This is a genomic window from Hydrogenophaga sp. (assembly GCF_026125785.1).
GTDB lineage: Bacteria > Pseudomonadota > Gammaproteobacteria > Burkholderiales > Burkholderiaceae_C > Hydrogenophaga.
In genome coordinates, this window is the sequence record NZ_JAHCKL010000021.1 from 44,613 (window position 1) to 69,604 (window position 24,992).

22 protein-coding genes and 1 pseudogene are annotated in these 24,992 nt (G+C 67.8%); 11 read left to right on the forward strand and 12 right to left on the reverse strand.

Translation table 11 applies throughout. The features are described from left to right. Positions 1-46: 46 nt before the first annotated feature. The 4 genes and pseudogenes from gudD to KIT53_RS16545 all read left to right on the forward strand — a co-directional run bounded on the left by gudD (position 47) and on the right by KIT53_RS16545 (position 3,549). Positions 47-1,393 (forward strand): glucarate dehydratase, encoded by a 1,347-nt coding sequence (gudD, locus tag KIT53_RS16530; RefSeq protein ID WP_297754768.1) that lies wholly within the window; start codon positions 47-49, stop codon positions 1,391-1,393. A 31-nt stretch (positions 1,394-1,424) separates the two neighbouring features. Then, on the forward strand, positions 1,425-2,216 hold the full coding sequence (locus KIT53_RS16535; protein ID WP_297754770.1) for an aldolase/citrate lyase family protein: 792 nt from the start codon (positions 1,425-1,427) through the stop codon (positions 2,214-2,216). A gap of 22 nt (positions 2,217-2,238) precedes the next feature. Further along, positions 2,239-3,135: pseudogene (gene glxR / locus KIT53_RS16540) on the forward strand (2-hydroxy-3-oxopropionate reductase); the annotation flags it as partial. Between the two features lie 66 nt (positions 3,136-3,201). Beyond that, positions 3,202-3,549: a LysR family transcriptional regulator gene (locus KIT53_RS16545; protein WP_297754777.1), complete on the forward strand. Its 348-nt coding sequence runs from the start codon at positions 3,202-3,204 to the stop codon at positions 3,547-3,549. A 23-nt stretch (positions 3,550-3,572) separates the two neighbouring features. Here KIT53_RS16545 and KIT53_RS16550 read toward each other — a convergent pair whose 3' ends face one another. From KIT53_RS16550 to KIT53_RS16560, 3 genes are all read right to left on the reverse strand, one after another. Beyond that, positions 3,573-3,863, reverse strand: a complete 291-nt coding sequence (locus KIT53_RS16550) for a hypothetical protein (RefSeq protein WP_297754780.1) — start codon at positions 3,861-3,863, stop codon at positions 3,573-3,575. A gap of 120 nt (positions 3,864-3,983) precedes the next feature. Further along, on the reverse strand, positions 3,984-4,514 hold the full coding sequence (locus tag KIT53_RS16555; protein ID WP_297754783.1) for an SRPBCC family protein: 531 nt from the start codon (positions 4,512-4,514) through the stop codon (positions 3,984-3,986). Further along, positions 4,511-4,888 carry a metalloregulator ArsR/SmtB family transcription factor gene (locus KIT53_RS16560; RefSeq protein WP_297754786.1) on the reverse strand — a complete coding sequence of 126 codons (378 nt, stop codon included), beginning with the start codon at positions 4,886-4,888 and terminating at the stop codon, positions 4,511-4,513. Before KIT53_RS16560 ends, KIT53_RS16555 begins: the two co-directional genes overlap by 4 nt. Positions 4,889-4,969: 81 nt before the next feature. On the opposite strand from KIT53_RS16560, the gene KIT53_RS16565 reads away from it, so the two are divergent. Continuing rightward, the gene (locus KIT53_RS16565; RefSeq protein WP_297754788.1) at positions 4,970-5,257 is read left to right on the forward strand and encodes a DUF1330 domain-containing protein; all 288 of its coding nucleotides are present in this window, start codon (positions 4,970-4,972) and stop codon (positions 5,255-5,257) included. Here the strand turns inward: KIT53_RS16565 and creD are convergent. The 3 genes from creD to creB all read right to left on the reverse strand — a co-directional run bounded on the left by creD (position 5,222) and on the right by creB (position 8,823). Beyond that, positions 5,222-6,583 (reverse strand): cell envelope integrity protein CreD, encoded by a 1,362-nt coding sequence (creD, locus tag KIT53_RS16570; protein ID WP_297754791.1) that lies wholly within the window; start codon positions 6,581-6,583, stop codon positions 5,222-5,224. The genes KIT53_RS16565 and creD overlap by 36 nt on opposite strands. Before the next feature lie 98 nt (positions 6,584-6,681). Further along, positions 6,682-8,124: a two-component system sensor histidine kinase CreC gene (gene creC, locus KIT53_RS16575; protein WP_297754794.1), complete on the reverse strand. Its 1,443-nt coding sequence runs from the start codon at positions 8,122-8,124 to the stop codon at positions 6,682-6,684. A 3-nt stretch (positions 8,125-8,127) separates the two neighbouring features. Then, positions 8,128-8,823: a two-component system response regulator CreB gene (gene creB, locus KIT53_RS16580; protein ID WP_297754797.1), complete on the reverse strand. Its 696-nt coding sequence runs from the start codon at positions 8,821-8,823 to the stop codon at positions 8,128-8,130. 126 nt (positions 8,824-8,949) lie between these two features. On the opposite strand from creB, the gene KIT53_RS16585 reads away from it, so the two are divergent. After that, positions 8,950-11,253: a PBP1A family penicillin-binding protein gene (locus tag KIT53_RS16585; protein WP_297754799.1), complete on the forward strand. Its 2,304-nt coding sequence runs from the start codon at positions 8,950-8,952 to the stop codon at positions 11,251-11,253. A 9-nt stretch (positions 11,254-11,262) separates the two neighbouring features. On the opposite strand, the gene KIT53_RS16590 is transcribed toward KIT53_RS16585, so the two are convergent. The 4 genes from KIT53_RS16590 to KIT53_RS16605 form a co-directional block, all read right to left on the reverse strand. Beyond that, the gene (locus KIT53_RS16590; protein WP_297754801.1) at positions 11,263-12,243 is read right to left on the reverse strand and encodes a nitronate monooxygenase family protein; all 981 of its coding nucleotides are present in this window, start codon (positions 12,241-12,243) and stop codon (positions 11,263-11,265) included. Between the two features lie 73 nt (positions 12,244-12,316). After that, positions 12,317-14,104 (reverse strand): acyl-CoA dehydrogenase, encoded by a 1,788-nt coding sequence (locus tag KIT53_RS16595; protein WP_297754804.1) that lies wholly within the window; start codon positions 14,102-14,104, stop codon positions 12,317-12,319. A gap of 91 nt (positions 14,105-14,195) precedes the next feature. Beyond that, positions 14,196-15,128 (reverse strand): FAD-binding protein, encoded by a 933-nt coding sequence (locus KIT53_RS16600; protein WP_297754806.1) that lies wholly within the window; start codon positions 15,126-15,128, stop codon positions 14,196-14,198. A gap of 105 nt (positions 15,129-15,233) precedes the next feature. After that, entirely contained in the window at positions 15,234-15,983 is a 750-nt protein-coding gene (locus KIT53_RS16605; RefSeq protein WP_297754809.1) for an electron transfer flavoprotein subunit beta/FixA family protein, read from the reverse strand. 316 nt (positions 15,984-16,299) lie between these two features. Between KIT53_RS16605 and KIT53_RS16610 the strand changes: the two genes are divergently transcribed. The 4 genes from KIT53_RS16610 to KIT53_RS16625 all read left to right on the forward strand — a co-directional run bounded on the left by KIT53_RS16610 (position 16,300) and on the right by KIT53_RS16625 (position 21,847). Next, complete coding sequence (locus KIT53_RS16610; RefSeq protein WP_297754812.1) at positions 16,300-17,010, forward strand: response regulator transcription factor; 711 nt, start codon at positions 16,300-16,302, stop codon at positions 17,008-17,010. An 8-nt stretch (positions 17,011-17,018) separates the two neighbouring features. Further along, positions 17,019-18,698: a FecR domain-containing protein gene (locus KIT53_RS16615; protein WP_297754815.1), complete on the forward strand. Its 1,680-nt coding sequence runs from the start codon at positions 17,019-17,021 to the stop codon at positions 18,696-18,698. A 6-nt stretch (positions 18,699-18,704) separates the two neighbouring features. Beyond that, a complete protein-coding gene (locus tag KIT53_RS16620; RefSeq protein WP_297754818.1) occupies positions 18,705-21,086 on the forward strand; it encodes a CHASE2 domain-containing protein in 2,382 nt (793 codons plus the stop codon). Positions 21,087-21,250: 164 nt separating this feature from the next. Further along, on the forward strand, positions 21,251-21,847 hold the full coding sequence (locus KIT53_RS16625) for a hypothetical protein (RefSeq protein ID WP_297754821.1): 597 nt from the start codon (positions 21,251-21,253) through the stop codon (positions 21,845-21,847). Positions 21,848-21,855: 8 nt separating this feature from the next. On the opposite strand, the gene KIT53_RS16630 is transcribed toward KIT53_RS16625, so the two are convergent. Both KIT53_RS16630 and KIT53_RS16635 read right to left on the reverse strand, forming a co-directional pair. Further along, positions 21,856-23,181: a mechanosensitive ion channel domain-containing protein gene (locus tag KIT53_RS16630; RefSeq protein WP_297754823.1), complete on the reverse strand. Its 1,326-nt coding sequence runs from the start codon at positions 23,179-23,181 to the stop codon at positions 21,856-21,858. 4 nt (positions 23,182-23,185) lie between these two features. After that, the gene (locus tag KIT53_RS16635) at positions 23,186-24,139 is read right to left on the reverse strand and encodes a histone deacetylase family protein (RefSeq protein WP_297754825.1); all 954 of its coding nucleotides are present in this window, start codon (positions 24,137-24,139) and stop codon (positions 23,186-23,188) included. A gap of 26 nt (positions 24,140-24,165) precedes the next feature. On the opposite strand from KIT53_RS16635, the gene KIT53_RS16640 reads away from it, so the two are divergent. Beyond that, positions 24,166-24,992: AAA family ATPase (locus tag KIT53_RS16640; RefSeq protein ID WP_297754828.1), on the forward strand; the 827-nt coding region annotated here is incomplete at its 3' end.

Consider the following 24,992-nt stretch of genomic DNA (forward strand, 5'->3'; position numbering starts at 1 on the left):
CCGGGGTCCGGGGCATGTCGCACCGGCCATCTTTCCTCCCTTCCCTATGCTCAAACCTGTCACCGTGTCCGACACGCCGCGCATCACCGAGTTGCGCGCCATCCCTGTCGCCGGGCGCGACAGCATGTTGCTCAACCTCAGTGGCGCGCACGCGCCGTTCTTCACGCGCAACCTGCTGATCCTCACCGACAGTGCGGGGCGCACGGGAGTGGGCGAGGTACCGGGGGGAGAAAAGATCCGGCAGACGCTGGAGGACGCCCGCACGCTGGTGGTAGGCCAGCCGATCGGCGACCACCAGCGCCTGCTGCGCGAACTGCATGCCCGCTTCGCCGACCGCGACGCGGGCGGACGCGGCCTGCAGACCTTCGACCTGCGCACCACCATCCATGCGGTCACTGCGGTGGAGTCGGCGCTGCTGGACCTGCTGGGCCAGCACCTGCAGGTGCCGGTGGCGGCCCTGCTGGGCGAGGGTCAGCAGCGCGCGTCGGTCGAGATGCTGGGCTACCTGTTCTTCGTGGGCGACCGCAACCGGACCACCCTGCCCTACGCCAGCGAGCCCGATGCGCCCGACGCCTGGTCACGCCTTCGCCACGAGACAGCCCTGACGCCCGAGGCCGTGGTTCGCCTGGCCGAGGCCGCGCGCGAGCGCTACGGTTTCAACGACTTCAAGCTCAAGGGCGGCGTGCTGCGCGGCGAGGCCGAGGTGGAAGCCGTCACCGCGCTGCACGAACGCTTTCCGCAGGCGCGCGTGACGCTCGACCCCAACGGCGGCTGGCTGCTGAAAGACGCGGTGCGCCTGATGCGCGACATGCGCGGCGTGCTGGCGTATGCCGAAGACCCCTGCGGTGCCGAAGAGGGCTTCTCCGGGCGCGAGGTGATGGCCGAGTTCCGCCGTGCCACCGGCCTGCCCACGGCGACCAACATGGTCGCCACCGACTGGCGCCAACTCAGCCACGCGCTCTCGCTGCAGAGCGTGGACATCCCCCTGGCCGACCCGCATTTCTGGACCATGGCCGGCAGCGTGCGCGTGGCACAGACCTGCCGCGACTGGGGCCTGACCTGGGGTTCCCATTCCAACAACCATTTCGACGTCTCGCTCGCCATGTTCACCCACGTGGGTGCCGCGGCACCCGGCAAGGTGACCGCCATCGACACGCACTGGATCTGGCAGGACGGGCAGCGCCTCACGCGCGAGCCGCTGCGCATCGTCGACGGCCATGTGCAGGTGCCCGACAAGCCCGGCCTGGGCGTGGAACTGGACATGGCCGAAGTGGAGAAGGCTCACCAGCTCTACCGCCAGCATGGCCTGGGCGCGCGCGACGACGCCGTGGCCATGCAGTACCTGCTCCCGGGCTGGACCTTCCACCCCAAGCGACCGGCGCTGGACCGATGACCCCCTCCTGCACAACAAAGGACACGACACCATGAGACCCAACCGACTGCGCGAGATCTGGGCCAGCGGCGGCGCGGTAGCCAACGGCTGGCTGGCCATCCCCAACAGCTTCTCCGCCGAGACCATGGCGCACCAGGGCTGGGATTCGCTCACCATCGACCTGCAGCATGGCGTGGTGGACTACCAGGCCATGGTGCCGATGCTGCAGGCGATCTCCACCACGTCCACGGTGCCGGTGGTGCGCGTGCCCTGGCTGGAGCCAGGCATCCTCATGAAGGTGCTCGACGCTGGCGCCTACGGTGTGATCTGCCCCATGGTCAACACCCGCCAGGATGCCGAGCGGCTGGTCGCCTGGACCCACTACGCGCCGCAGGGCACACGCAGCTTCGGACCGGTGCGCGCCCTCCTCTATGGCGGCGCCGACTACCCGCGCCACGCCAACGAGACCATCGTGACCTTCGCGATGATCGAGACCGCTCAGGCGCTGGACAACCTGGACGACATCCTCTCGGTGCCGGGCCTGGACGCGATCTACATCGGTCCCTCGGACCTTTCACTGGCGCTGGGCTGCACCCCGACCTTCGACGATCTCGATCCGAAAGCGGCCGCGGCCGTCGAGCACATCCTGGCGCGCGCCAAGGCGCACGGCCTGGTGGCCGGCATCCACAACGGTACGCCCGAGGCAGCGGCACGCCGCATCGCCATGGGGTTCCAGTTCGTCACCATCGGCTCCGACGCACGTCTGATGGCAGCCGGTTCCCAGCAGGTATTGGCCACGCTGCGTACCTCTCAAAAACCCGCAGGCGACACCAACGCCTACTGAACACGCCACTCTCTCATACACGAAGGACCACTCCATGAAAATCGGATTCATCGGCCTGGGCATCATGGGCACGCCCATGGCACTGCGGCTGGCCGGCGCGGGCCATGACTTGTACGTGCACACCCGAAGCCAGGTACCCGAGGCCATGCTGTCGACCGGTGCCCGGCGTTGCGAGAACGCCGCTGCTGTGGCCCGCGAGGCCGAGGTGGTCTTCACCATGGTGCCCGATACCGCGGACGTGGAAGCCGTGCTGTTCGGCCAGAACGGCGTGGCCGACGGTTTGAGCGCCGGCAAGGTGGTGGTCGACATGAGTTCCATCAGCCCGATGGCAACCAAAGCCTTCGCCCGGCGCATCAACGCGCTGGGCTGCGACTACCTGGACGCACCGGTCTCCGGCGGCGAGGTCGGCGCCAAGGCTGGCACGCTCACCATCATGTGTGGCGGCGATGCGGCTGTGTTCGAGCGCGTACAACCTCTGCTGGCGCTGATGGGCAAGAACATCACCCTGGTGGGCGGCAACGGCGACGGCCAGACCACCAAGGTGGCGAACCAGATCATCGTGGCGCTCAACATCGCTGCCGTCAGCGAAGCCCTGGTGTTCGCCAGCAAGGCAGGGGCCGATCCCGCCAAGGTGCGCCAGGCCCTCATGGGCGGTTTCGCGGCCAGCCGCATCCTGGAGGTGCATGGCGAACGCATGATCCAGCGCACCTTCAACCCAGGCTTCCGCATCCGGCTGCATCAGAAGGACCTGGGGCTGGCGCTGCAGGGCGCGCGCGAGATCGGCGTGGCGCTGCCGCAGACGGCCAACGCCGCGCAACTCATGCAGACCTGCGCGGCGCACGGCATGGGCGATCTCGACCACTCCGCGCTCGTCAAGGCCCTGGAACTGATGGCGGACCACGAGGTGGCCAAGGCCTGATCGCATCGCGCCTGCATGGGGTAGCATGGTCCGCGCACGCGCCTCCGCGCGTCCACGAGGAGCCCCATGCAACCCCAGGTGCAGTTCCGTCTGCGCATACGGCGCGACGATGTCATCGCCATCGGACCCGGCAAGATCGGCCTGCTGGAAGCCATCGAGCGCACCGGCTCGATCTCCGCCGCGGGCCGGGAACTGGGCATGTCCTACCGGCGCGCCTGGCTGCTGGTCGACGAGATCAACCGCAGTCTGCGCGAGCCCGCCGTGGCGGCCTCGGTCGGCGGCGCGCATGGCGGTGGTGCCGCGCTCACACCCGTCGGCCAGGAGATCGTGCGGTGTTACCGCACAGTCGAAAACCTGGCACTGCAGGCCGCCGACAAGGAACTGCGCAAGCTCACTCGCCTGCTGAAGCCCTGACGCCACCAGCACAACACGGCGGCTCAGTCTCCCGGCGGCCGCAGCACCTGTCCCAGGTCCGAGGCGTCCTCGGCACCGAGCAGGAAAGACAGGCTGACGTTGCTCGACAGCACCAGGGTGAGCGCCACTTCGCCAGAGCCTGCCACGGGCTCCACCAGCCATTCGCATACGCGCACCGCACTGCGCGGCTCCTGCAGGCGGCTGAGGGCCGCGCGCACCCAGACCTCCTGCTGCTGCGGCCGCCCGGGCAGGATGTCCGCGGCCATGGGCGCAAGCCCGGCTGACAAGGGATTGGAAGGCAGCGGTGTGGCCATGGTGTGCCTGGGGAAGATGAAACGGCTGCGCCTCCCAGGGGAGACGCTATGTTCACCAGAATATAACCACACTGCATCCCGCGAGCAAGAAAAAAACGACCGCGAGATCACGGGCCGGGTTCAGCTCGCCGCAAAGCGCCGGGCGTACTCCGCCTCCAGGCGCGCATGCGTGGCCCAGAAACCGACAGGCTCCTGGCCTTCCAGCCGCGCGCGCAGGATGCCCAGGTGGGCATGCCAGCCAGCCGAGACGGCGAGCACGGCGCCCTGGTTGGCCAGCCTCGAATGCGTGATGACCAACTGCACCTGAGCGCCACGCGGCGTGAGTTCAAAGCGCACCGCCGAGGACTCGCCCCAGGTAAAAGCCAGCAAGGTGGGCGGTTCGCAGTCGGTCACGACGCCGTGAAGGCGGTGCTCACCCGATTCGCTGCGGTACTTTTCGGGTGGTGCAATGTCGTCCTTGGCCAGGCCACTGTTGCGGAACACGAGCTCCACCTGTCCGCCGGGCTGCAACCCCATCGGGCCACCGGCCAGCCACAGGGCGCGTTTGTCGGCTTCGGTAAGGTAAGCCCAGAGGCGTTCGATGGGACCTGGCAACAGGCGTTCGATGCGCACGGTATCGGTGGCGGTGAGCACGCCGTAGTCGTCGTTCATGGTTTTCTCCTGGATGGGTGGCGGGTTCGGGGTTGGCGGGCGCGGTCCTCGGCCTTGAGCAGGGCCTCCAGCACGTCCAGGCGCTCCTGCCAGAACCGCTCGTAATGGCGTATCCATTCCATGCCCGCGTGCAGCGGCGCCGCGTCCAGCGCGCACAGGTGCGTGCGGCCGCTGACGGTGCGCTGCAATAACCCGGCTCCCTCCAGCACCTTGATGTGCTTGGAGGCCGCCGCCAGCGAGATCGCGAACGGTGCCGCCAGCTCACCCACCGGCCGAGGGTTCTCGGCCAGAGACTGCAGCATCGCGCGGCGCGTGGGATCGGCCAGTGCGTGGAACACGGCATCAAGGCGGTCTGGGCTTGAATGTTTAACCATATGGTTGAATTTAGGCCAGGCGCGGCAAAATGTCAACCGGATGGTTAAATGTTTTCATCACCCTTTTTAAGGAGCTGCCCCATGCCCGCCTACATCCATGCCAACGTGGAAGTGACCGACCCCGCCACCTACGAGCGCTACCGCCAGGACGTGCCCGCGGTCGTTGCAGCACACGGCGGGCGTTTCCTGGTGCGGGGCGGTGCCGCCACCATGCTGGAAGGCGACGGCACACCGCGCAGACAGGTGATCCTGGAGTTTCCTGACATGGCCCACCTCATGGCCTTCTACCATTCGCCCGAGTACCAGCGGCTGGTGGCCATACGCCAGAGCGCCTCACGCGGCACGCTGGTGGCTATCGAGGGGGTCTGAGGCCGCAGGGGCCGAGCCCATCACGTTGTACCAGTCCACACGACGGGTGGCCGTCATGACGGCGGCCAACACACCAAACAGCAGCAAGGAGCCCATCATCAGCGCGTTGTCTTCCGAGATGAGGATGCCGTAAAGCACCCCGTACAACGCCACAAGCAAGCCGCTCATGAGCAGGCCCGGCCGCCAGCCTCCCAGCACGTGGCGCAGATAGTGCGCCAGCAGCCCGGAACAGGCCAGGCTGGCCGACAGATAGGCCCAGCGGAATGCCACATGCTCCGACAGCGAGAGCAGCAGCAGAAAGAACAACACCAAGGCCGCGCCGATCATGAGGTACTGCATGGGATGGATGCGCCAGCGGCGCACCATCTCCAGCACGAAGAAGGCCGCGAACGTCAGCACGATGAACATCGTCGCGTATTTGGTGGCACGCTCGGTCTGCCGGTAGACGTCCACGGGGTCGTCCAGGCTGACGGAGAAGCCTTCGATCGCCTCGCCCCGGCCTTCGTGCTGCAGGAATTGTTGCTGCGAGCGAGCAGAGAGCGATGGCACGCTCCATCGGGCCTCGAAACCCTGTCCACTCACCGTGCGTGAACGCGGCAGGAAGTCGCCACCAAAGTTCGGGTGCGGCCAGGCACCGCTGATGCTCACGGTGTTCTCGTCGGCCAGCGGCACCCAGCCCAGTCGCCCGGTGCCGGCCAGTTCCAACCGGAGGGTGAAGGGAACCGCCTCGCCCGAGCGCAGCACCTGCAGGTTCACTGGCGCGCCCAGGGGCAACGGCGCGCGTTGCGGCGACATGGCGGGCGACACCACCAGGGCTTGGCCGCCCAGGTTCATCTGCGGCACGCTCTGCAGGCCGCGCAGGTCGCTCACACCCAGCAGGACACGCGGCTGCCCAAGTACGACCTCGCCATTCTTCTCGCGTGGCTCGACTTCGCTCCACACGAAGCTGCCGGAAATTTCGTGGATGCTGGTGTAGACGGTGACGGGAAATATGCCGCGCCAGCGCACCTCCGTATCCAGCCGGCTGCGGGTATCCATACGCACAGGAAAGCGGATCGCCACCCGCTCCTCGGAGACGCGCTCTTCCCGCGTTCTGCCTTCGGCGGTCGCCACAGTTCGCGTAAAGGTCTCTGTATACGGCAGGTAGAGCACCGGCCCGGTAAGCGTCTGTGGACCGGCATGCGCCCTGGCCACGTCGGAGGACGCGGTGCCTCTGTTCTGGGAGCGTTCACGGATCACGTCACGCACCATGGTCAGTGGAATCAGGAGCAGCAGCATCAGCACACCGATGACCAGCACTTTGTTCAGCAAGGGGTATTTGTTCAAGACAGGCTCCGTGGATGAAACCCGGGCAGTCTCTCCCTCGCATGAGCAACACCCGTGCAGCGAGCGGGAAATTTGTGCAGCGAAAGTGAAGCGCCGTATCAGGCTGGCAGCACCCAGCGCACCAGACACCCCACGGGGTCGGCCACATTGCAGACCTCGATGCGTCCGCCATGCAGGTCGCTCACCTCACGCACAAGACACAGGCCCAACCCCGAACTCCGTTCTCCGGATGCCACGCGCGGCAGCGAGTAGAAGCGCTCGAAGATATGGGCCTGCGCATAGTCGGGTATGCCCTGTCCCTGGTCTCGAACGGACCACGCCAGGCCGCCCGCATCCCGTTCGAGCCGCAGCCACAGTTCACCACCGGGGGGTGAGAAGTCGATCGCGTTGTCCAGCAGGTTCTGCAGCGCCTGCCCGATCAGGAAGGCGTCGCCGGAGACCGTCATGCCTTCACCAAGTTCGTCGCGCACCGTGAGCCTTCTCAGACGCAGCCGCGGCTCCAGGCGTTGCAGCAGTTCGCGTGTGAGACGCGAGAGATCGACAGGACCACGCTGCCCGAGGTCGCGCATCTGTTCAACGCGCGCCAGCGCCAGCAACTTGTCCACGAGTTGGTGCAGGCGCTCGGTCTGGCGCTGGATGTTGCCGGTGAAACGCTGCCTGTCTGCGGCCGTCAGGTCTTCTTGCAACAGCTCAGCGGCGCCCCGTATCGCGGCCAGCGGGCTCTTGAGCTCATGCGTGAGCGTGTGCACATAGCTTTCCACATAGGCCTTGTCCTCGAGCCGCAAGCGCATGCGCTCCAGCGCACCCGCCAGCTCGCTGAATTCGGTGTTGCCGCTGAAGCGACCCAGCACCGGCAGCGAGGCCCTCTCACCCTTGGCCACCGCATTGGCGTAGCCGCGCAAGCGCGACAGCGAGTGGGCTATCCACCAGCTGAACAGCAGTCCGATGAGCAGCGACAGGCCCAGCAGAGCCCAGGACCAGCGCAGTATGCGCTGCTGGCTGCGCTCGATATAGGGCTCCAGCCGGTGGTTGGGGCGCGAAACGGACAGTACGCCGATGATGCGATCGCCATCGCGTATGGGCGCAGCCACATGCATGACGGTGGTGGGCTCGGGCTCGTACGGGCTGGCTGGACTGGAACGAGCACCGTATTCGCCGCGCAGCGCACGGGCAACATCGTTCCAGCGCGAGAAGTCCTGCCCAACCGCCTCGGGTCGAGTGTCGAAGCGCACGATGCCTTGCGCATCGGTGACAGTGACGCGGTAGTCGATGCGGTCCTTGCGGAAGCCCCATATGCGGGCTTGTGGGTCTTCTGCCGGCAAGCCTTGCAGCGCCAGGGCGAAGTCGCCACTGGGCATGATGCCAGCCTTCATATCGGGCGCAGCCAGGCGGGCCAGCGTGTAGGCTGCGTCGACCAGGCTATCTTCCATGGCCAGGCGCGTGCCAGGCTTGACTTCTTCCACGAACACGCGCAGCACCACAAACAGCGCCAGCCCCAGGATGAGGAAGAAGCCCAGCAGCAGGCGCAAACCAATGCGCATGCCTCAGTCCGGCCGACGGATCGAGTAGCCCATGTGCCTATGGGTCTGGATGAGGTCCGCCGGCAGGCCACGCCCGCGCAGCTTGGCCCGCAGCAGCTTCACATGGGCATCCACGGTGCGCTCGGAGGTCTCATGCGCACCGTCCCAAACCAGCGCCATCAGTTCGGCACGCGAGAAAATTCGCTGGGGACGGCGCAGCAGCGTTGCCAGCAACTGGAATTCATAGCGCGTGAGCTGCAGGTACTCGCCGCCGCAGGCAATGCGCTGCGTGCCTTCGTCCAGCACAAGGCGGCCATCCGGCACCGACGATGATGGCGATGGCACCACGGCGGCGCCTGCTGCGCGGCGCAGGATGGCGCGTACCCGGGCCACCACCTCGCGTGGCGAAAACGGCTTGACCACGTAGTCGTCCGCACCAAGCTCCAGGCCCAGCACGCGATCGATCTCCTCGTGCCGCGCCGTCAGAAAGACGATGGGCATATCGCTGCGTCGGCGAATGGATCGGCACACGTCAAAGCCGCTGCCGTCCGGCACGCCCACATCCAGGATCGCCAGGTCCGCTGCGGTCTCGCCCCATGCCTGCAGCGCCTCGCGCGCCAAGTGGACGTGCCGCACCTCGAAACCCTCGCTGTCCAGCGCGTAAATCAGCGTGTCGGCGATGGCCTGTTCATCTTCCAGCAGCAGGATGTGCTTGCGCATGAGGGTTTGGGGTCGGTGGATCGGGTCGGACGGCGGATGTTAACCCCGCACGCCGTCACAGCTCGTTACCTTGCCAGGCTGGCGGGCGCACGCCGGCTTCACACCGATCCGGGACAATTCGCCTCCATGTTTCCGCCGCTTCCCCGGCGCGCGCTCCTCGCTGCAGGCGCGGTCGCCGTCTGTCTCTCCGTGGTGCCCGCCACCGCACCGGCCTTCGACCTGCCGGCGCTCGACCGCATCGTCCACTACCAGCCCAAGCTGCCTCTGCAGGTGCTCACCTCCGACGGTGTGGAGATCGCGCAGTTCGGCGCGGAGCGGCGCGAGTATGTACCGCTCTCGCGCATTCCGGTGCAATTGCAGCAGGCCGTGCTGGCGGTGGAGGACGCACGCTATCGAGAGCATTCGGGCGTCGATCCCAAGGGCATTGCGCGCGCCCTGGTGGCAGCGATCACCGGTGGCCAGCGGCAGGGAGCGTCCACCATCACGCAACAGCTCGTGCGCACCATGCTGCTCACGCGCGAGTTCTCGGCCGAACGCAAGGCCAAGGAAATCTGGCTGGCGCTCAAGCTGGAACAGGAACTCTCCAAGGACCGCATCCTGGAGATCTACCTCAATGAGATCTTTCTCGGTCAACGCGCCTACGGCTTTGCGGCCGCGGCACAGACCTACTTCGGCAAACCCCTGGACAAGCTCACGCTGGCGGAAAACGCCATGCTCGCCGGTCTGCCGCAGAACCCCTACTACGCCAACCCGGTGGCCAATTTCGACCGGGCCGTCAAGCGCCAGCGGGTGGTGCTCGAACGCATGCGCGCGGTCGACGCCATCAACGAGCAGCAACTGGCGGCCGCGAAGGCCGAGAAGCTGACGGTACGCCCGCCAGGCCTGCGCAGCGTGCACGCGCCCCACGTGGCCGAGATGGCCCGCCTGGCGGTGGTGGAGCGCTTCGGCACCGAGGCCTACTCCAGCGGCCTGCGTGTGACCACGTCCCTGCGCGCGGCCGACCAGCGTGCGGCCCATGCAGCGGTACAGCGCGGCGTACTCGCATTCGACCGCCGAGGCGCCTGGCGCGGGCCCGAAGACCAGGAGGAACTGCCGGTGGGCGACGGCCCCGAGGTGGAGCGCGCCGCGGCCCAGGCGCTCAAGGACCACCGCGACGACGAGACCCTGCGTGTGGGCATCGTGCTCGCGGCCAGCCCCAAGGCGATGCAGGTTCAGCTCACCAGCGGAGAACGTGTCACGGTACAGGGGGAGGGCTTGCGCTGGGCCCTACGTGCGCTCGATCCCAAGGCGAAGGCGCCGCTGAAGATCCAGCGCGGTTCCGTCGTGCGGGTGGTGGAAACCGGCAAGAAGCAATGGGCCATCTCCCAATGGCCCGAGGCCGAAGCCGCACTGGTGGCCGTGGACCCGCAGAACGGCCGCATCCGCGCCCTGGTGGGCGGCTTCGACTTCACGCGCCAACCCTTCAACCATGTGACCCAGGGCTGGCGCCAGCCCGGGTCGGCGCTCAAGCCTCTGCTCTACTCGGCCGCGCTCGAAGCCCGCGTCATGCCGGGCACCTTCGTGGACGACATGCCCTTCACCGCCGCCAACGGCTGGAGTCCGAGCAACAGCAACCACGCGTTCGCCGGCCCGATCACGGTGCGCGATGCCCTGGCCCGCTCCAGCAACCTGGCCAGCGTGCGGGTGCTGCAGCACACCGGCACGCAGCCTGCGCGCGACTGGCTGGCGCGCTACGGCCTGGACCCCGCACGGCAGCCGGACAATCTCACGCTCGCGCTGGGCACGGGCAGCGTGACGCCACTGCAGATGGCCCAGGCCTACGCCACCCTGGCCAACGGCGGCTGGCGCGTCGCGCCGGTGGTGATCGAGAAGATCACCGACGCACAGGGCAAGGTGCTGTTCGAGGCGCCGCCCGCCGAGCCGCTGACCGAGGACAACCGTGCGATCCCGGCGCGCAACGCGTTCATCACCGCGAGCATGCTCAACGACGTTACGCGCGTGGGCACCGCTGCGCGCGCGCAGGGCCAGCTCAAGCGCACCGACCTGTATGGCAAGACCGGTACCACCAACGACGCGGTGGATGCCTGGTTCGCAGGCTACCAGCCTTCGCTGGCCGCTGCCGTCTGGATGGGCTACGACCAGCCGCGCGGACTCGGTGGCGCGGAATCGGGCGGCCGATTGGCGCTGCCGATCTGGATCGATTTCATGGGCGCGGCACTCAAGGGTACGCCGGTGGCCGCACCGCCCGAGGCACCGGCGGGCGTCGTCCGCGAGCGCGACGACTGGCTCTATGCCGAGTGGGCCGAAGGTGGCTGGGTCTCGGCCATCTCCGACCAAGGAGGGGTGGAATACACCCGCACCTTCACCGGCGACCTGAACAAGGCCCTGGACGCGCTGGGCTCCTGGCTGCGCGGCAACAAACAGCCCTGAACGCCTGGCTTACCCGGCGCAGATGCGCGCCTTGGCCTCGGCGTATTCGCGCTTGAAGCGCGCCACCAGGTCGGCCGCGGGCACCACCTCGCGGATGGCACCGATGCCCTGACCGCAACCCCAGATGTCGCGCCAGGCCTTGGCGGCGTTGCCACCCTCGCCGGTGCTGAAGTTCATCTTGCTGGGATCGCTCTGTGGCAGGTTGTCCGGGTCCATGCCGGCGTTGCGGATGCTGCCCTTGAGGTAGTTGCCGTGAACGCCGGTGTAGAAGTTGCTGTAGACAATGTCGTCGGAATCCGACTGCGTGATCATCTGCTTGTAGCCGTCCACGGCCCGGGCTTCTTCGGTCGCGATGAAGGCCGAGCCGATGTAGGCCAGGTCCGCGCCCATGGCCTGCGCGGCCAGGATGGCACCGCCCGAGGCGATGGAACCCGAGAGCGCCACCGGACCGCCGAACCATGCCCGGATCTCCTGCACCATGGCGAACGGGCTCTTGACGCTGGCATGGCCGCCCGCGCCAGCGGCCACCGGGATCAGTCCATCGGCGCCTTTTTCGATCGCCTTGTGCGCGAACACGTTGTTGATGACGTCGTGCAGCACGATGCCCCCCCAGCCATGCACCGCCTGGTTCACATCCTCACGCGCCCCCAGGCTGGTGATCACGATGGGCACCTTGTACTTGGCGCAGAGCTGCATGTCGTGCTCCAGCCGGTCGTTGCTCTTGTGCACGATCTGGTTGAGGGCAAACGGCGCGGCCTTGTTGTCGGGATGGGCCTTGTCGTGCGCGGCCAGCGCCTCGGTGATCTCGGCCAGCCACTCGTCCAATTGCGACGCGGGCCGTGCGTTGAGCGCCGGCATCGCACCCACCACGCCGGCCTTGCATTGCGCGATGACGAGCTTGGGGTTGCTGATGATGAACAGCGGTGATCCGATCACCGGGAACTTCAGGTTCTTCAGAACCGGGGGCAGGGTGCGAACGGGTGCGGTCATGGCGTCTCCAGAATGTTGTGCGCGGGCGCGTGCAAGCCGGGCGCGGCATGCACATGCCGCACCGCGACGCAGCTCAGAAAGCGTCGGCGGCCAGTGCAGTCACCGCTTCGGCACCGTCCACGATCGCGTCGCGCACACCGGGTGCACGGCTGAGCAGGTGGTCGGCATAGAAACGCGCGGTGGTGATCTTGGCCTGCATGAAGGCGCTGTCCTGTCCCTTGGCGGACAGCGACTCGGCCACCTGCAACGCGCGGGCCATCTGCCAGCCCGCCACCAGATTGCCCGCCAGCATGAGGTAGGGCACGCTGCCCGCGAACGCGGCATTGGGTCGGGTCTTGGTGTTCGCCGCGATGAAGTCCACCACCTGGACAAAGGCCTGGCGCGCGGCGCTCAGGCGCTTGCCCACCGCACGCGCCTGCTCGCTGCCGGCGGCAAGCTCGCGTTCGGTCTCTTCGATGCGGGCAGCGATCGCCTTGGCCGCCGTGCCCCCATCGCGCGCGGTCTTGCGACCCACGAGGTCATTGGCCTGGATCGCCGTGGTGCCTTCGTAGATGGTCAGGATCTTGGCGTCGCGGTAGTACTGCGCGGCGCCGGTTTCCTCGATGAAGCCCATACCGCCGTGCACCTGCACGCCCAGGCTGGTGACCTCCAGGCTCATCTCGGTGCTGTAGCCCTTGACCAGGGGCACGAGGAACTCATAGAAGGTCTGGTTGTCCTTGCGCGCCTGCGCATCGGGGTGGTGGTGAGCGGCATCGTAGGCCGCAGCCGCCACGATGGCCATCGCACGGCAGCCCTCGGTGGAGGCGCGCATGGTCATGAGCATGCGCTTGACGTCGGGGTGGTGGATGATGGGTGCGGCCGTGCCCATGGAGCCATCGACCGGGCGGCTCTGCACCCGGTCCCTGGCGTAGGCCACCGCCTTCTGGTAGGCGCGCTCGGCGATCGCGATGCCCTGCACGCCCACCGCGTAGCGCGCGGCGTTCATCATGATGAACATGTACTCCAGGCCGCGGTTCTCCTCACCCACGAGGTAACCCACGGCGCCGCCATGGTCACCGTACTGCAGCACCGCGGTCGGGCTGGCCTTGATGCCCATCTTGTGCTCGATGCTCACGCAGTGCACGTCGTTGCGCGCACCGAGCGAGCCGTCCTTGTTCACCAGGAACTTGGGCACCACGAACAGGCTGATGCCCTTGACGCCCTCGGGCGCGCCACTCACGCGCGCCAGCACCAGGTGCACGATGTTGTCCGCCATGTCGTGCTCGCCGTAGGTGATGAAGATCTTGGTGCCAAAGACCTTGTAGGTGCCATCGGGCTGCGGCTCGGCACGGCTGCGCACCGCGGCGAGATCGGAACCGGCCTGCGGCTCCGTCAGGTTCATGGTGCCGGTCCATTCGCCACTGACCAGCTTTTCGAGGTAGATGGCCTTGAGCTCGTCGCTGCCGGCAGTGAGCAGCGCCTCGATCGCCCCATCGGTCAGCAGCGGGCAGAGCGCGAAGCTCATGTTGGCGCTGTTGAGGATCTCGCCGCAGGCCGACCCGATGGTCTTGGGCAGGCCCTGCCCGCCAAACGCCGTCGGGTGTTGCAGCCCCTGCCAGCCGCCTTCGGCGTATTGCCGGAAAGCCTCCTTGAACCCGGGCGTGGTGAACACCTTGCCGTCCTGGAACCAGGACGGGTTCTTGTCCCCTTCCCAGTTCAAGGGAGCGATCACGCCCTCATTGAGCCTGGCGCACTCTTCCAGGACGGCCTGCGCGGTTTCCAGGCCGGCCTCCTCGAAGCCCGGCATCTTCGCCACCTGGTCAATGCGCGCCAGGTGCTCGATGTCGAACAGCATGTCCTTGAGGGGTGCGGAGTAGCTCATGGTCTTCCAGAGGTTGGGTGTTCAGCGTTGGGCGAATGGCGTCGAGCGGGGGACACGCTGAACGTCCAGCGCCCCACGCTCGACCGGTTCGTCAGAGGGCCTTGACCAGCTCGGGCACGGCGGTGAAGAGATCGGCCTCCAGGCCATAGTCGGCCACGCTGAAGATCGGTGCTTCAGGGTCCTTGTTGATCGCCACGATCACCTTGGAGTCCTTCATGCCGGCCAGATGCTGGATGGCGCCCGAGATGCCAGCGGCGATGTAGAGCTGCGGCGCCACGATCTTGCCCGTCTGGCCCACCTGCAGGTCGTTGGGCGCGTAGCCTGCGTCCACCGCCGCGCGGCTGGCGCCAATGGCCGCGCCGAGCTTGTCCGCCAGCGGCGTGATCACTTCGTTGAACTTCTCCGCGCTGCCCAGCGCACGGCCGCCAGAGACGATGATCTTGGCCGCCGTGAGTTCGGGGCGGTCGCTCTTGGCGATCTCACTGCCCACGAAACTGCTCTTGCCCGAGTCGGCCACCGCATCGGCGTTCTCCACCGGTGCGCTGCCGCCACTGGCCGGCGCCGCATCGAAACCGGTGGTGCGCACCGTGATCACCTTGGTCGCGTCCTGCGTCTGCACCGTGGCAATGGCGTTGCCCGCGTAGATCGGGCGCTCGAAGGTGTCCGCGCTCACCACCTTGATGATGTCGCTGAGCTGCGCGACGTCCAGGGCGGCGGCCACGCGCGGCGCGACGTTCTTGCCACTGGCCGTGGCAGGGAACAGGATGTGGCTGTAGTTGGACGCGATGGCCAGCACCTGCGCGGCCACGTTCTCGGCCAGGCCGTGCGCCAGGCCGGGTGCGTCGGCCAGCAGCACCTTGGAAACGCCGGCGATCTGCGCGGCCGCCTTGGCGGCTTCACCGGCGTTGTGACCGGCGACGAGGACGTGAACATCCCCACCGCAGGCTGCGGCGGCGGTCACGGTGTTGAGGGTGGCGCCCTTGATGGACGCGTTGTCGTGTTCGGCGATAACGAGAGAGGTCATGGTCGTTGAGCGTTTTGCGTTGAGCGTTGTGCGATTGGGCAGGGTCCGGGTCTTGCGTCGGGAACCGGGCGTTCACGCTGAACGCCCCACGCCCGACGCCGCACCTCAGATCACCTTGGCTTCGTTCCTGAGCTTGTCCACCAGCGCGGCCACGTCGGGCACCTTCACGCCGGCACCGCGCTTGGGCGGCTCGCTCACACGGAGCGTCTTGATGCGCGGCGCCACGTCCACCCCGAGATCCTCGGGCTTGACCGTCTCCAGCGGCTTCTTTTTCGCCTTCATGATGTTGGGCAGCGTCACGTAGCGCGGTTCGTTCAGTCGCAGGTCGGTCGTCACCACCGCCGGCAGCGTGATCGACAGCGTCTCCAGGCCGCCATCCACCTCGCGCGTCACGCTGGCCTTGCCGTCTCCCAGTTCGACCTTGCTCGCAAACGTGGCCTGCGGCAGGCCGGCCAGCGCGGCCAGCATCTGGCCGGTCTGGTTGCAGTCGTCGTCGATCGCCTGCTTGCCCAGGATCACCAGGCCGGGCTGTTCCTTGTCCACCAGCGCCTTGAGCAGCTTGGCCACCGCCAGCGGCTGCAGTTCCACTGCGGTCTCCACCAGGATCGCGCGGTCCGCACCGATCGCCATCGCCGTGCGCAGCGTCTCCTGGCACTGCGTGACGCCGCAGGACACGGCGATCACCTCCGTCACCACCCCCTTCTCCTTGAGCCGCACGGCTTCTTCCACGGCGATTTCGTCGAACGGGTTCATGCTCATCTTCACGTTCGCGATATCCACGCCGCTGCCGTCGCTCTTCACGCGGACCTTGACGTTGTAATCCACCACGCGCTTGACGGGGACGAGTACCTTCATGCTGGTTTGCTCCTGCTTGATTGAATGAATGGAAAACGGGGCGGCACGATTGACGTGCACGTCAACTCAGGGATTGTATGCCGGGGATACCTGCACCGGCATTTTGACCCGGCTAACACACCCATCTCCCAAAATAAGAACGACCGTGCTTTTTCATTGTAGCCGCAAGCCCGACCTGTGCATTCCGTCAAGCCCCACGCAGACATTTCTTAAGAGATTGTCAAAACGGCTGCACGGCGGCGCCGGCCTATATACAGTCCAGGGTAATCGCTCAGGGACCTTTCCATTCATTCATAGAGACCGACATCTCCAGTACATGCGCATTGCTGCCGTTGACGACGACCCCGCCCAGCTGGATCTGGTGAGGGCCGTGGTGACATCCATGGGCCACGACTGCCACCTGTTTCCCGACGGCACCTCCCTGTTGCGGGTACTGCCCCGCGAAACCTACGACCTCTTCATCGTCGACTGGGAGCTGCCGGACATGTCAGGCCCGGCGGTGATACGCACCATCCGCAACATGGTGACCGTGCCCATGCCCATCCTGATGGTGACCAACCGCAGCGATGAGCGAGACATCGTCGACGGGCTGACCTGCGGCGCGGACGACTACATGGTGAAGTCGGCCCGCGTGGGCGAACTGCGCGCCCGGCTCATGGCGCTGCTGCGCCGGGGCGGCCATGCGCTGCCTCCACCCGAGACGGCATGGGGCCCCTACCGCTTTCATCCGCAGGAGCGCCGCGTGTGGGTGGAGGGCGAGGAGCTCCCGCCCCTCCCCGCCAAGGAATTCGACCTTGCGCTCCTCATGTTCCGCAACCTGGGGCGCCTGCTGTCCCGCGGGTACCTGATCGAAACGGTCTGGGGCATCGAAGCCGACATTTCCTCGCGCTCGCTGGACGTCTACATGTCCCATGTCCGCAGCAAGCTGCGCCTGCGCGCAGAAACCGGTTTCCGGCTGGTCTCTGTCTACAACCACGGCTACCGCCTGGAAGACCTCGGCGTGGCGCAGCAGGCCAAGACCGCCTGAACCTGAGCATGGTCCGCCACCGCCTCCCTCGCCCGTGCCTGTCGCCCTTGTGGATTGGCGCGTGGCTGCTCGTACCTGGCCTGGTGCTGGCGCAGCAGGACGTGCGGCACACCGTGCAACCGGGCGACAACCTGCATGACCTGGCCCGGCGCTACCTGGAAGACCCTCGGCAATGGCCACGCCTGCAGGCCCTCAACCAGATTCGACACCCCAGGCGCCTGCAGCCCGGGACGACCCTGGTGATTCCGGCCGCGCTCGCCCGCACCCCCATGGCGCCCGCTACGGTGCTGCACGTGGCGGGTCCGGCCAGCGTGCAGCACGACGCAGCGCCCGGCGCCACCGCACTGGCCGCAGGGCAGCGCGTGCCCGAGGGCGCGCGCATCGATGTAGGCGACGGAGGCTTCGTGACACTGCAACTGGCCGACGGCTCTCAGGTGCGCCTGTCGGCCGGCACGCAGACACGGTTGACCGAGCTGCGCCATGCACCGGCCCCCGGCCACAGCCAGTCGCGCATCGAACTGGAGCGCGGGCGCGTGGACGCCACCGTCACACCACTGCCGACACCGCGCAGCCGCTTCGAGATCCGCACGCGCCGCGCGGTGGGGGGGGTGCGTGGCACCACCTTTGGCGTGGCCAGCAACGACCAGGGTGATTTCATCGGGGACGTGCGCGAGGGTGCCATCGATGTCCGGGGCTCCGCGGGCGGCGGTACCGCGCTGCGGGCCGGCGAAGGCGCCCGGGTCGACGCCTCAGGCACCACGCTGGCCCGCCTGCTGCCGCCACCCGACCTGGGCACACTGCCCGCCGTGGTCGAAGACATCGCGGTGGTGGAGCTGCCGCTGCCGCGCCTGCCAAGCGCGGATGGCTGGCAGGTGCGCATCGCCGCGGGCGACGACCCGCAGAAGGTGGTGCGCAACGGCCTCTTCACCCAATCCCCTGCCCGGCTGCCCGGCCTGGAAGACGGCAGTTACCTCGTGAGCGTTCGCGCACTCGACCCATGGGGCATCCCGGGTGGGGCCGCAGAGCACGCGCTGGTGGTCAATGCCCGGCCCGTGGCCCCGCTGCTGCGCGAGCCGCAGGCCGGTGCCCGTCTGCTCTCCAACGGCTTGCAGCTTGCCTGCACCGACAGCACGGAAGCGATCGGCTACCGTTTCCAGATCGCGCGCGATGCCGCGTTCCGCGACGTGGTCGAGCAGACCACCGATCTGGGCACCTGCCTGCACCGCCCGGCGCTGCTTCAACCCGGCAACTACCTCTGGCGCGTGGCGGCGGTAGCGCGCACCGCGCAGGGCGAGCGCGACCAGGGGCCGTTCAGCCGCGCGGTGCCATTCTCGGTGGTCGCGCAGCCGCCCACACCCGGCGCACCCTCGTCGCGTTCGGGCGCGAATGCGCTGCACGTGGCCTGGAGTGCCAGCCCCGGCGGCCCCTGGCGCCACCAGATCCAGCTTGCGCAGGACGAGCGGTTCTCCCGCATCCTGGACGACCAGCGCCTGGATGAACCCAGTTACACGCGGGGGCTGCCCACACCCGGCCTGTACCACCTGCGGGTCCGGCAGATCGATGCCGAGGGCTTCGAAGGCCCCTGGTCGCCGGTGCAGCGCCTGGACGTGCCGGCACGCATCACCACGTCGGACCAGCAGCCGCTGACCAACTCGGAAGGACAGCCCGTGCAGCCCGGCACGCGCTGAACCCGCGTGCAGACGGTTCCGTCCGACACCACCAGTTCGCAGTTCCAGGAGCCCGGGCGCCGGCGCCTGCAGACGCGCTGGCTGGAGTGGAGCCTGCTGAGCGCGCTGTTGCTCGCTCTGGTGGTTTTCCTGAGCGCCTCGCGGACCTTCGAGCACATCGACCTGGCCCTCACCGACCAGCTCTCCCGGCTGCAGACCCGGCCGGTTTCGGACGACATCGTGATCGTCGCCATCGACGACAAGAGCCTGGCCGAAGTGGGGCGCTGGCCCTGGCGACGCGCCACGCACGCGGCGCTGCTGCAGAAAATCAGCGCCGGTCAACCGCGCGCGGTGGGCCTGGACCTGATCCTGGTCGAACCCGATGCCCCGCGCTCGCCCGACGAAGCGCTGCTGGCCCAGGCCATCGGCGACACCGGCAAGGTGGTGCTGCCCATGGTGCTTCAGGATCGCCTGGGTACCGGGCAGCTCCTGCGCACCGAACCGGCACAGGCCTTGGGTGCGCACGCAGCCGCGCTGGGCCACATCCATCTGGAGATCGACGCCGATGGCATCGTGCGCAGCACCTTTCTGCGCGAGGGCGATGGCGAACGCTGGTGGGACCACCTTGGGCTGGCGGTGCTGCGTGTTGGCGGCGCCACGCTGCCCGAACCGCTTCCAGGCCAGCGCGCACCCGCGCGAAAGGCCGGGCTGCCGGCAACCGACGGCACCTGGCTGCGCGACCACTGGGCACAGATTCCCTTCGTGGGGCCGCCCGGCAGTTTTCGCCAGGTGCCGTACGTGGACGTGCTCAAGGACAAGGTCCCGGCCGACACCTTCACCGGCAAGTACGTGCTGGTGGGCGCCACAGCCGCGGGCATGGGCGATGCCTACGCCACCCCGCGCTCGGGGGAGGCCGAACTCATGCCGGGCGTGGAAATCGCCGCCAACGTGATGAACGCGCTCCTGCTGGACCTCCGGCTCGAACGCGCCAGCACCTGGCAGAACGCACTGTTCTGCGCGCTGCCCGTGCTGCTGGCCCTGTTGGCGGTCCTGAGTCTGCAGCCGACCGCATCGCTGCTGGTGAGCGCAGGCCTGCTGATCGCCACCACCGCGCTCACCTGGTTCGCGCCGCTGGTGCTCGGCCTGCAGTTTGCGCCCGCGGCCGGTCTGCTGGGTGTGCTGCTGGCCTACCCCCTGTGGATCTGGCGCCGCCTCAGAGCGGCCATGGGCTACCTGCTGGAAGAGTTCCAGCGCATGGAGACGCGGCGCGACCTGCCTACCATGCTGCCCTTGGAGCGCTCGGGTGACGTGCTCGATCGCCACATCCAGGCGCTGCAGGATGCCACCGCGCAGTTGCGCAACCTGCACCGCTTCGTCAGCGACACCCTCAACAGCCTGCCCGATGCGACCCTGATTGCCGATGCCGATGGCAAGGTGCTGATGGCCAACCAGGCGGCCTACCGGTACTTCGACCAGCGCGGCAGGCACCGCCTGCGGGGCCAGCCGCTGGCCGACCTGCTGCGCGACGTCCGCCGCGTGGGCACGCGCATGCCGGTGTTCGACAGCGATCAATTGCAGCAGGCCAGCGGCCCCTGGGGCGGCGAAGCGCAGGATGCGCAGGAGCGCGACCTGCTGGTGCGCTTCGTACCCGGCTTCAACACCGAGGGCCTGACCACGAGCTGGATCGCCAGCCTGGTGGACATCACCCCGATCCGCGAAACCGAACGGCAGCGCGACGTGGCGTTGCGCTTCATCTCGCACGACATGCGCTCACCCCAGGCGTCCATCCTCGCGCTGCTGGAGGTCCAGCGCCTGGACCCCGAGCGCCCCATGCCGCCGCAGACCCTGGAGCGCATCGAGCGCCACGCACGCCGCACCCTGGACCTGGCCGAGGAGTTCGTGCAGCTGGCGCGCGCCGAGTCCAGCGCCTACCGGCTGGAACCCACCGACCTCATCGACCTGCTGGACGAAGCGGTAGACGAAGTCTGGCCGCAGGCGCAGGCGCGCGGCATCCGCATCGTGGCCGAGCGGCCGCCGGAACCCGCGCTGTGCCGCGCCGACCGCGGCCTGCTCATACGGGCTCTGGCCAATCTCGTGGGCAATGCCGTGAAGTACGGCGCCGAAGGCAGCGAGGTCCATTGCGCCGTGAGCGCGGTACCGCAGGGTTGGCGCGTCTCGGTCACCGACCAGGGACCGGGCCTCACGCAAGCCCAGCAGCGGGAGCTTTTCCAGCAGTTCGCGCGCCTGCACCCCGACCGACCGGCCTCGCGTGGCGTCGGCCTGGGGCTGGTGTTCGTGCGCACGGTGGTCGAACGCCACGGTGGCCAGATCGAAGTCGCGAGCCAACCCGGCAAGGGCACCACCTTCCGCTTCACACTGGCCAAGGTCGGCACGCCACCTGCGGTGTGATGCGGCGCCTGGCCGGTGCAGCGGCTCGCCGAAGATGACCTGCATCACGGGCATGGCGAGCGCCGCGCAGGGCTTCCTTAATCGAATGTCAAATCGTTTGCGGGAGTCGCGCCGGGCGACTACTGTCTCTCTCACGGGCACAACCCGCGCCGACGAGAGACGCCATGACAACCATCGCAGGTCCCCACCAAGCCGCCAGCCGACTGATCGACGAAGGCTACGCCTTTGCCCCACCGACAGCCGATGACCGCATCGAGGCCCTGCGAGGCCTCGAACGCGCGATCCGCGTCTTCTTCCATCGGCAACGGACCGAGCAGGCGCTGGCGATGGCCGAGGAGCTGGTGCGGCGTACCGCGGAGCCACGGCTGGAGGATCCGGTGCGTCAGTGGGAGCCGTGGATGCAGACCGACCGGGGTCTGGGCCGCGCGCGCCGCCTGCACCGCCTGGTCAACAGCCTGGCCTGGCACGGCGAACCCGCCGCTGCGGGTCGCTCACTCCAGGATGCGGCCGCCGATCACCTCTTCGTCGCGGTGATGAACCTCGTATCGCGCCTGCCCCTGTCCGACGAGGTCCATCTCTTTCGCCTGTGGTACCTCGCGTCGCGGGCCATGCGCGTACCGGAGAAGGCACTGCGGCTCTTCGGCGATCTGCGAGACCTGCCCCCGCACCAGCAGATCGCCGCCGGTGCGCGCCTGCTGATCGCCAGCGGCGCCAGCACCTCGGGCGCAGGGCAGTCGCACCCCCGCATGCAGGTGCGCTGAAGCGCGGCTCAACCGCCCGCGGCAGCCGCCTCGTCGGCGCGCAAGCCGCCGGACTCCCGCACATGCACCACACGCTGCGGGTAGGCCATCCCGATCCCCTGCGCCTGCAGCAGCGACAGGATGCGGTGGTTGATGAGCGAGCGCAGCCGGAGCTGGTCGCTGTTGTCGCCCGAGTTGATCCAGTAGCCGACCGTGAACTCGAGACCGTCGGCACCGATCGACGACAGGGACACCAGCGGCGCCGGATCCTTGAGCGCGTCGGCCTGCTCCTGCACCGCCTGCAGCAGCAAGGTGCTCACCAGATCCGCGTCGCTACCATGGGCCACGGACACCACGGAGGTCTGCCATACCCGCGTGAGCGCCTGCGAGAGGTTCTCCACGCGGTTGATGACCATGAGCTCGTTGGGCACGATGGACTCGCGCCCGGCGGGCGAACGGATCACGGAGTAACGCGCATTGATGTCCAGGATCCGGCCCTCGAAGCTGTCCACCCGCACGTTGTCGCCAATGCGCATCCGGCGCTCGGCCAGGATCACGAAGCCGCTGACGTAGTTGGACGCCAGCTTCTGCAGGCCGAAACCGATGCCCACGCCGATCGCACCACCAAACACCGAGAGGGCCGTGAGGTCTATGCCCACGGCCGAGAGCGCGATCATCAGCCCGACGAACAGCAGCAGCGCGCGCGTGGCGTTGCTGATCGCCTTGCGCAAGGAAAGATCGGCGCCCTGCGCGCTGCGCAGCAGGCGCGCCTCGATGGCGGCGGACACCCACAGGGCGAGGATCAGCACCGCGCCCGCCGTGAGCACCCCTTCGATCAGGGTGCGCAGGCTCAGGGTCGATGCGCCCATGGTCCAGGTGATGTCGTCGAGCTCGGCCAGCACCACCTGCAGCAGGCCACTGACCCAGAGCACCATGGCCGCCCAGGCGGCCCATGAAATCGTGCGCTCCAGCACCCGCACCCAGGGCGCGGTGGTGAATGCCACCTGCAGCACCTTGACGCCGACGCGGATCACCACCAGCGCCACCAGCACCGGAATCGCTACCTTGAACACCGCCAGCGGCACGAACTTGAGCAGCAGCGACCGCGCGATGTAGCCCAGCGTCAGCAGCACCAGGGGGAACATGGCGCCATCGGCGAGGCGGTCGCCGAACAGGACCGAGGCGCGCGCATGCTCGGCGCCCAGAGCGCGGCGCAGCAGTGCCGTCAGGCCCAGGGCGGCGGCCACGCAGACCGCCAGCACACCGAGTTCGATCAGCGCCGAAGGCTGCGTGAAACCGGCGAGCCAGAGATCGATGTCTTCGATCGGTTTGGGATTGACCAGGGTCTCGTTCATCGAATCACACGTCGGCCAGCACCCGCAGGTGCGCTTCCACGCTGCGCGCCAGCGCGCTGAGGTTGTACCCGCCTTCGAGACAGCTCACGATGCGGCCCTTGGCATGGCGCTGCGCCACTTCCTTGATGCGCTGCGTCAGCCAGGTGTAGTCGTTCTCCACCAGGCCCATCTGCGCCATGTCGTCCTCCCGGTGGGCGTCGAAGCCCGCGCTCACGAAGAGCATCTGCGGGCGGTGCGCCTCCAGCCGGGGCATCCACATCATGTCCACCAGTTCACGGATGTCCATGCCCCTGGTGTACGCGGGCACGGGCAGGTTGACGAGGTTGGCGGCGCTGGAGTGGGCCCACTCCGGGTAGAACGGGTGTTGGTAGAAGCTGCACATGAGGATGCGCTCATCCCCCGCCACGATGTCTTCCGTGCCGTTGCCGTGGTGCACGTCGAAATCGATGATGGCCACGCGCTTGAGGCCGTGGCGCTCCAGCGCGTACTTGGCGGCCACCGCCACGTTGTTGACGAAGCAGAACCCCATGGCCTGGCCCCGCGTGGCGTGGTGGCCCGGCGGACGCACCGCACAGAACGCATTGGCCAGCTCACCGGCCATCACCGCGTCGGTGGCGTCTATCGCGGCGCCCGCTGCATGCAGGATGGCGTCCCAGCTGTGGGTGTTGATGGACGTGTCCGGATCGACCTGCGCATGCGAGGGGCCGCCGGCCGCGATCTCTTCCTTGAGGCCTTCGCTCAAACCGCGCAGCGAGGCGAGGTACATGCGGTTGTGCGCCAGCTCGATGTCGGCCAGCGAGGCGGGCGTGGCCTCGCGCCGCTCCAGGGCCACGTCCAGGCCGCAGATCAGCAGGCGGTCTTCGATGGCGTCCAGTCGCTCGGGACATTCCGGGTGCCCGGCACCCATTTCATGTCTCCAGCAGTCCCTGTGGGTGAAATATCCGGTGGCCTGGCTCATGGCGGTTTTACGGTATGGTTCGCGGCATGCAAGCCGACTCCAGAACTCAGCAGCTTCTCGACCAGCTTAACACGGTGATCGTGGGGAAACCGCAGCAAGTGGCGGACTGCGTGGCTTGCCTGCTGGCGGGTGGGCACCTGCTGATCGAGGATGTACCCGGCGTGGGCAAAACCACCCTGGCCCACGCGCTGGCGCGCTCGTTCGGCCTGCAGTTCTCGCGCGTGCAGTTCACCGCCGACCTGATGCCCAGCGACCTGGTCGGTGTCTCGATCTACGAGCGGGGCCGTGAGGACTTCGTCTTCCACCCAGGCCCGGTCTTTGCCCAGGTGCTGCTGGCCGACGAGATCAACCGCGCCAGCCCCAAAACCCAGAGCGCGCTGCTGGAAGCCATGGAAGAAAAGCAGGTCACGGTAGAAGGCGAGACGCGCGCCCTGCCCGATCCTTTTTTCGTCATCGCCACACAGAACCCGCACGACCAGTTGGGCACCTACGCCCTGCCGGAGTCGCAACTCGACCGTTTTCACATGCGCCTGTCGCTGGGCTACCCGGACCGTGCCGCCGAACGCGAACTGCTGCGCGGCCAGGACCGGCGCGACATGCTGGAGCGGCTGCCCGCCGCGCTGACGCCCGCCGACCTGCAGGCGCTGCAGCAGGCCGTGGCCGGCGTGCACACCGCCGACCCGGTGCTCGACTACCTGCAGGACCTCGTGAGTGCCACGCGCAGCGGTCGCTGGTTCCTGCAAGGTCTCTCGCCACGCGCCGCGCTGGCGGTGGTGCGCTCGGCCAAGGCCCAGGCCTATCTCAACGGCCGCGACTACGTCGCGCCCGACGACATCGCCGCCATCCTGCCCCA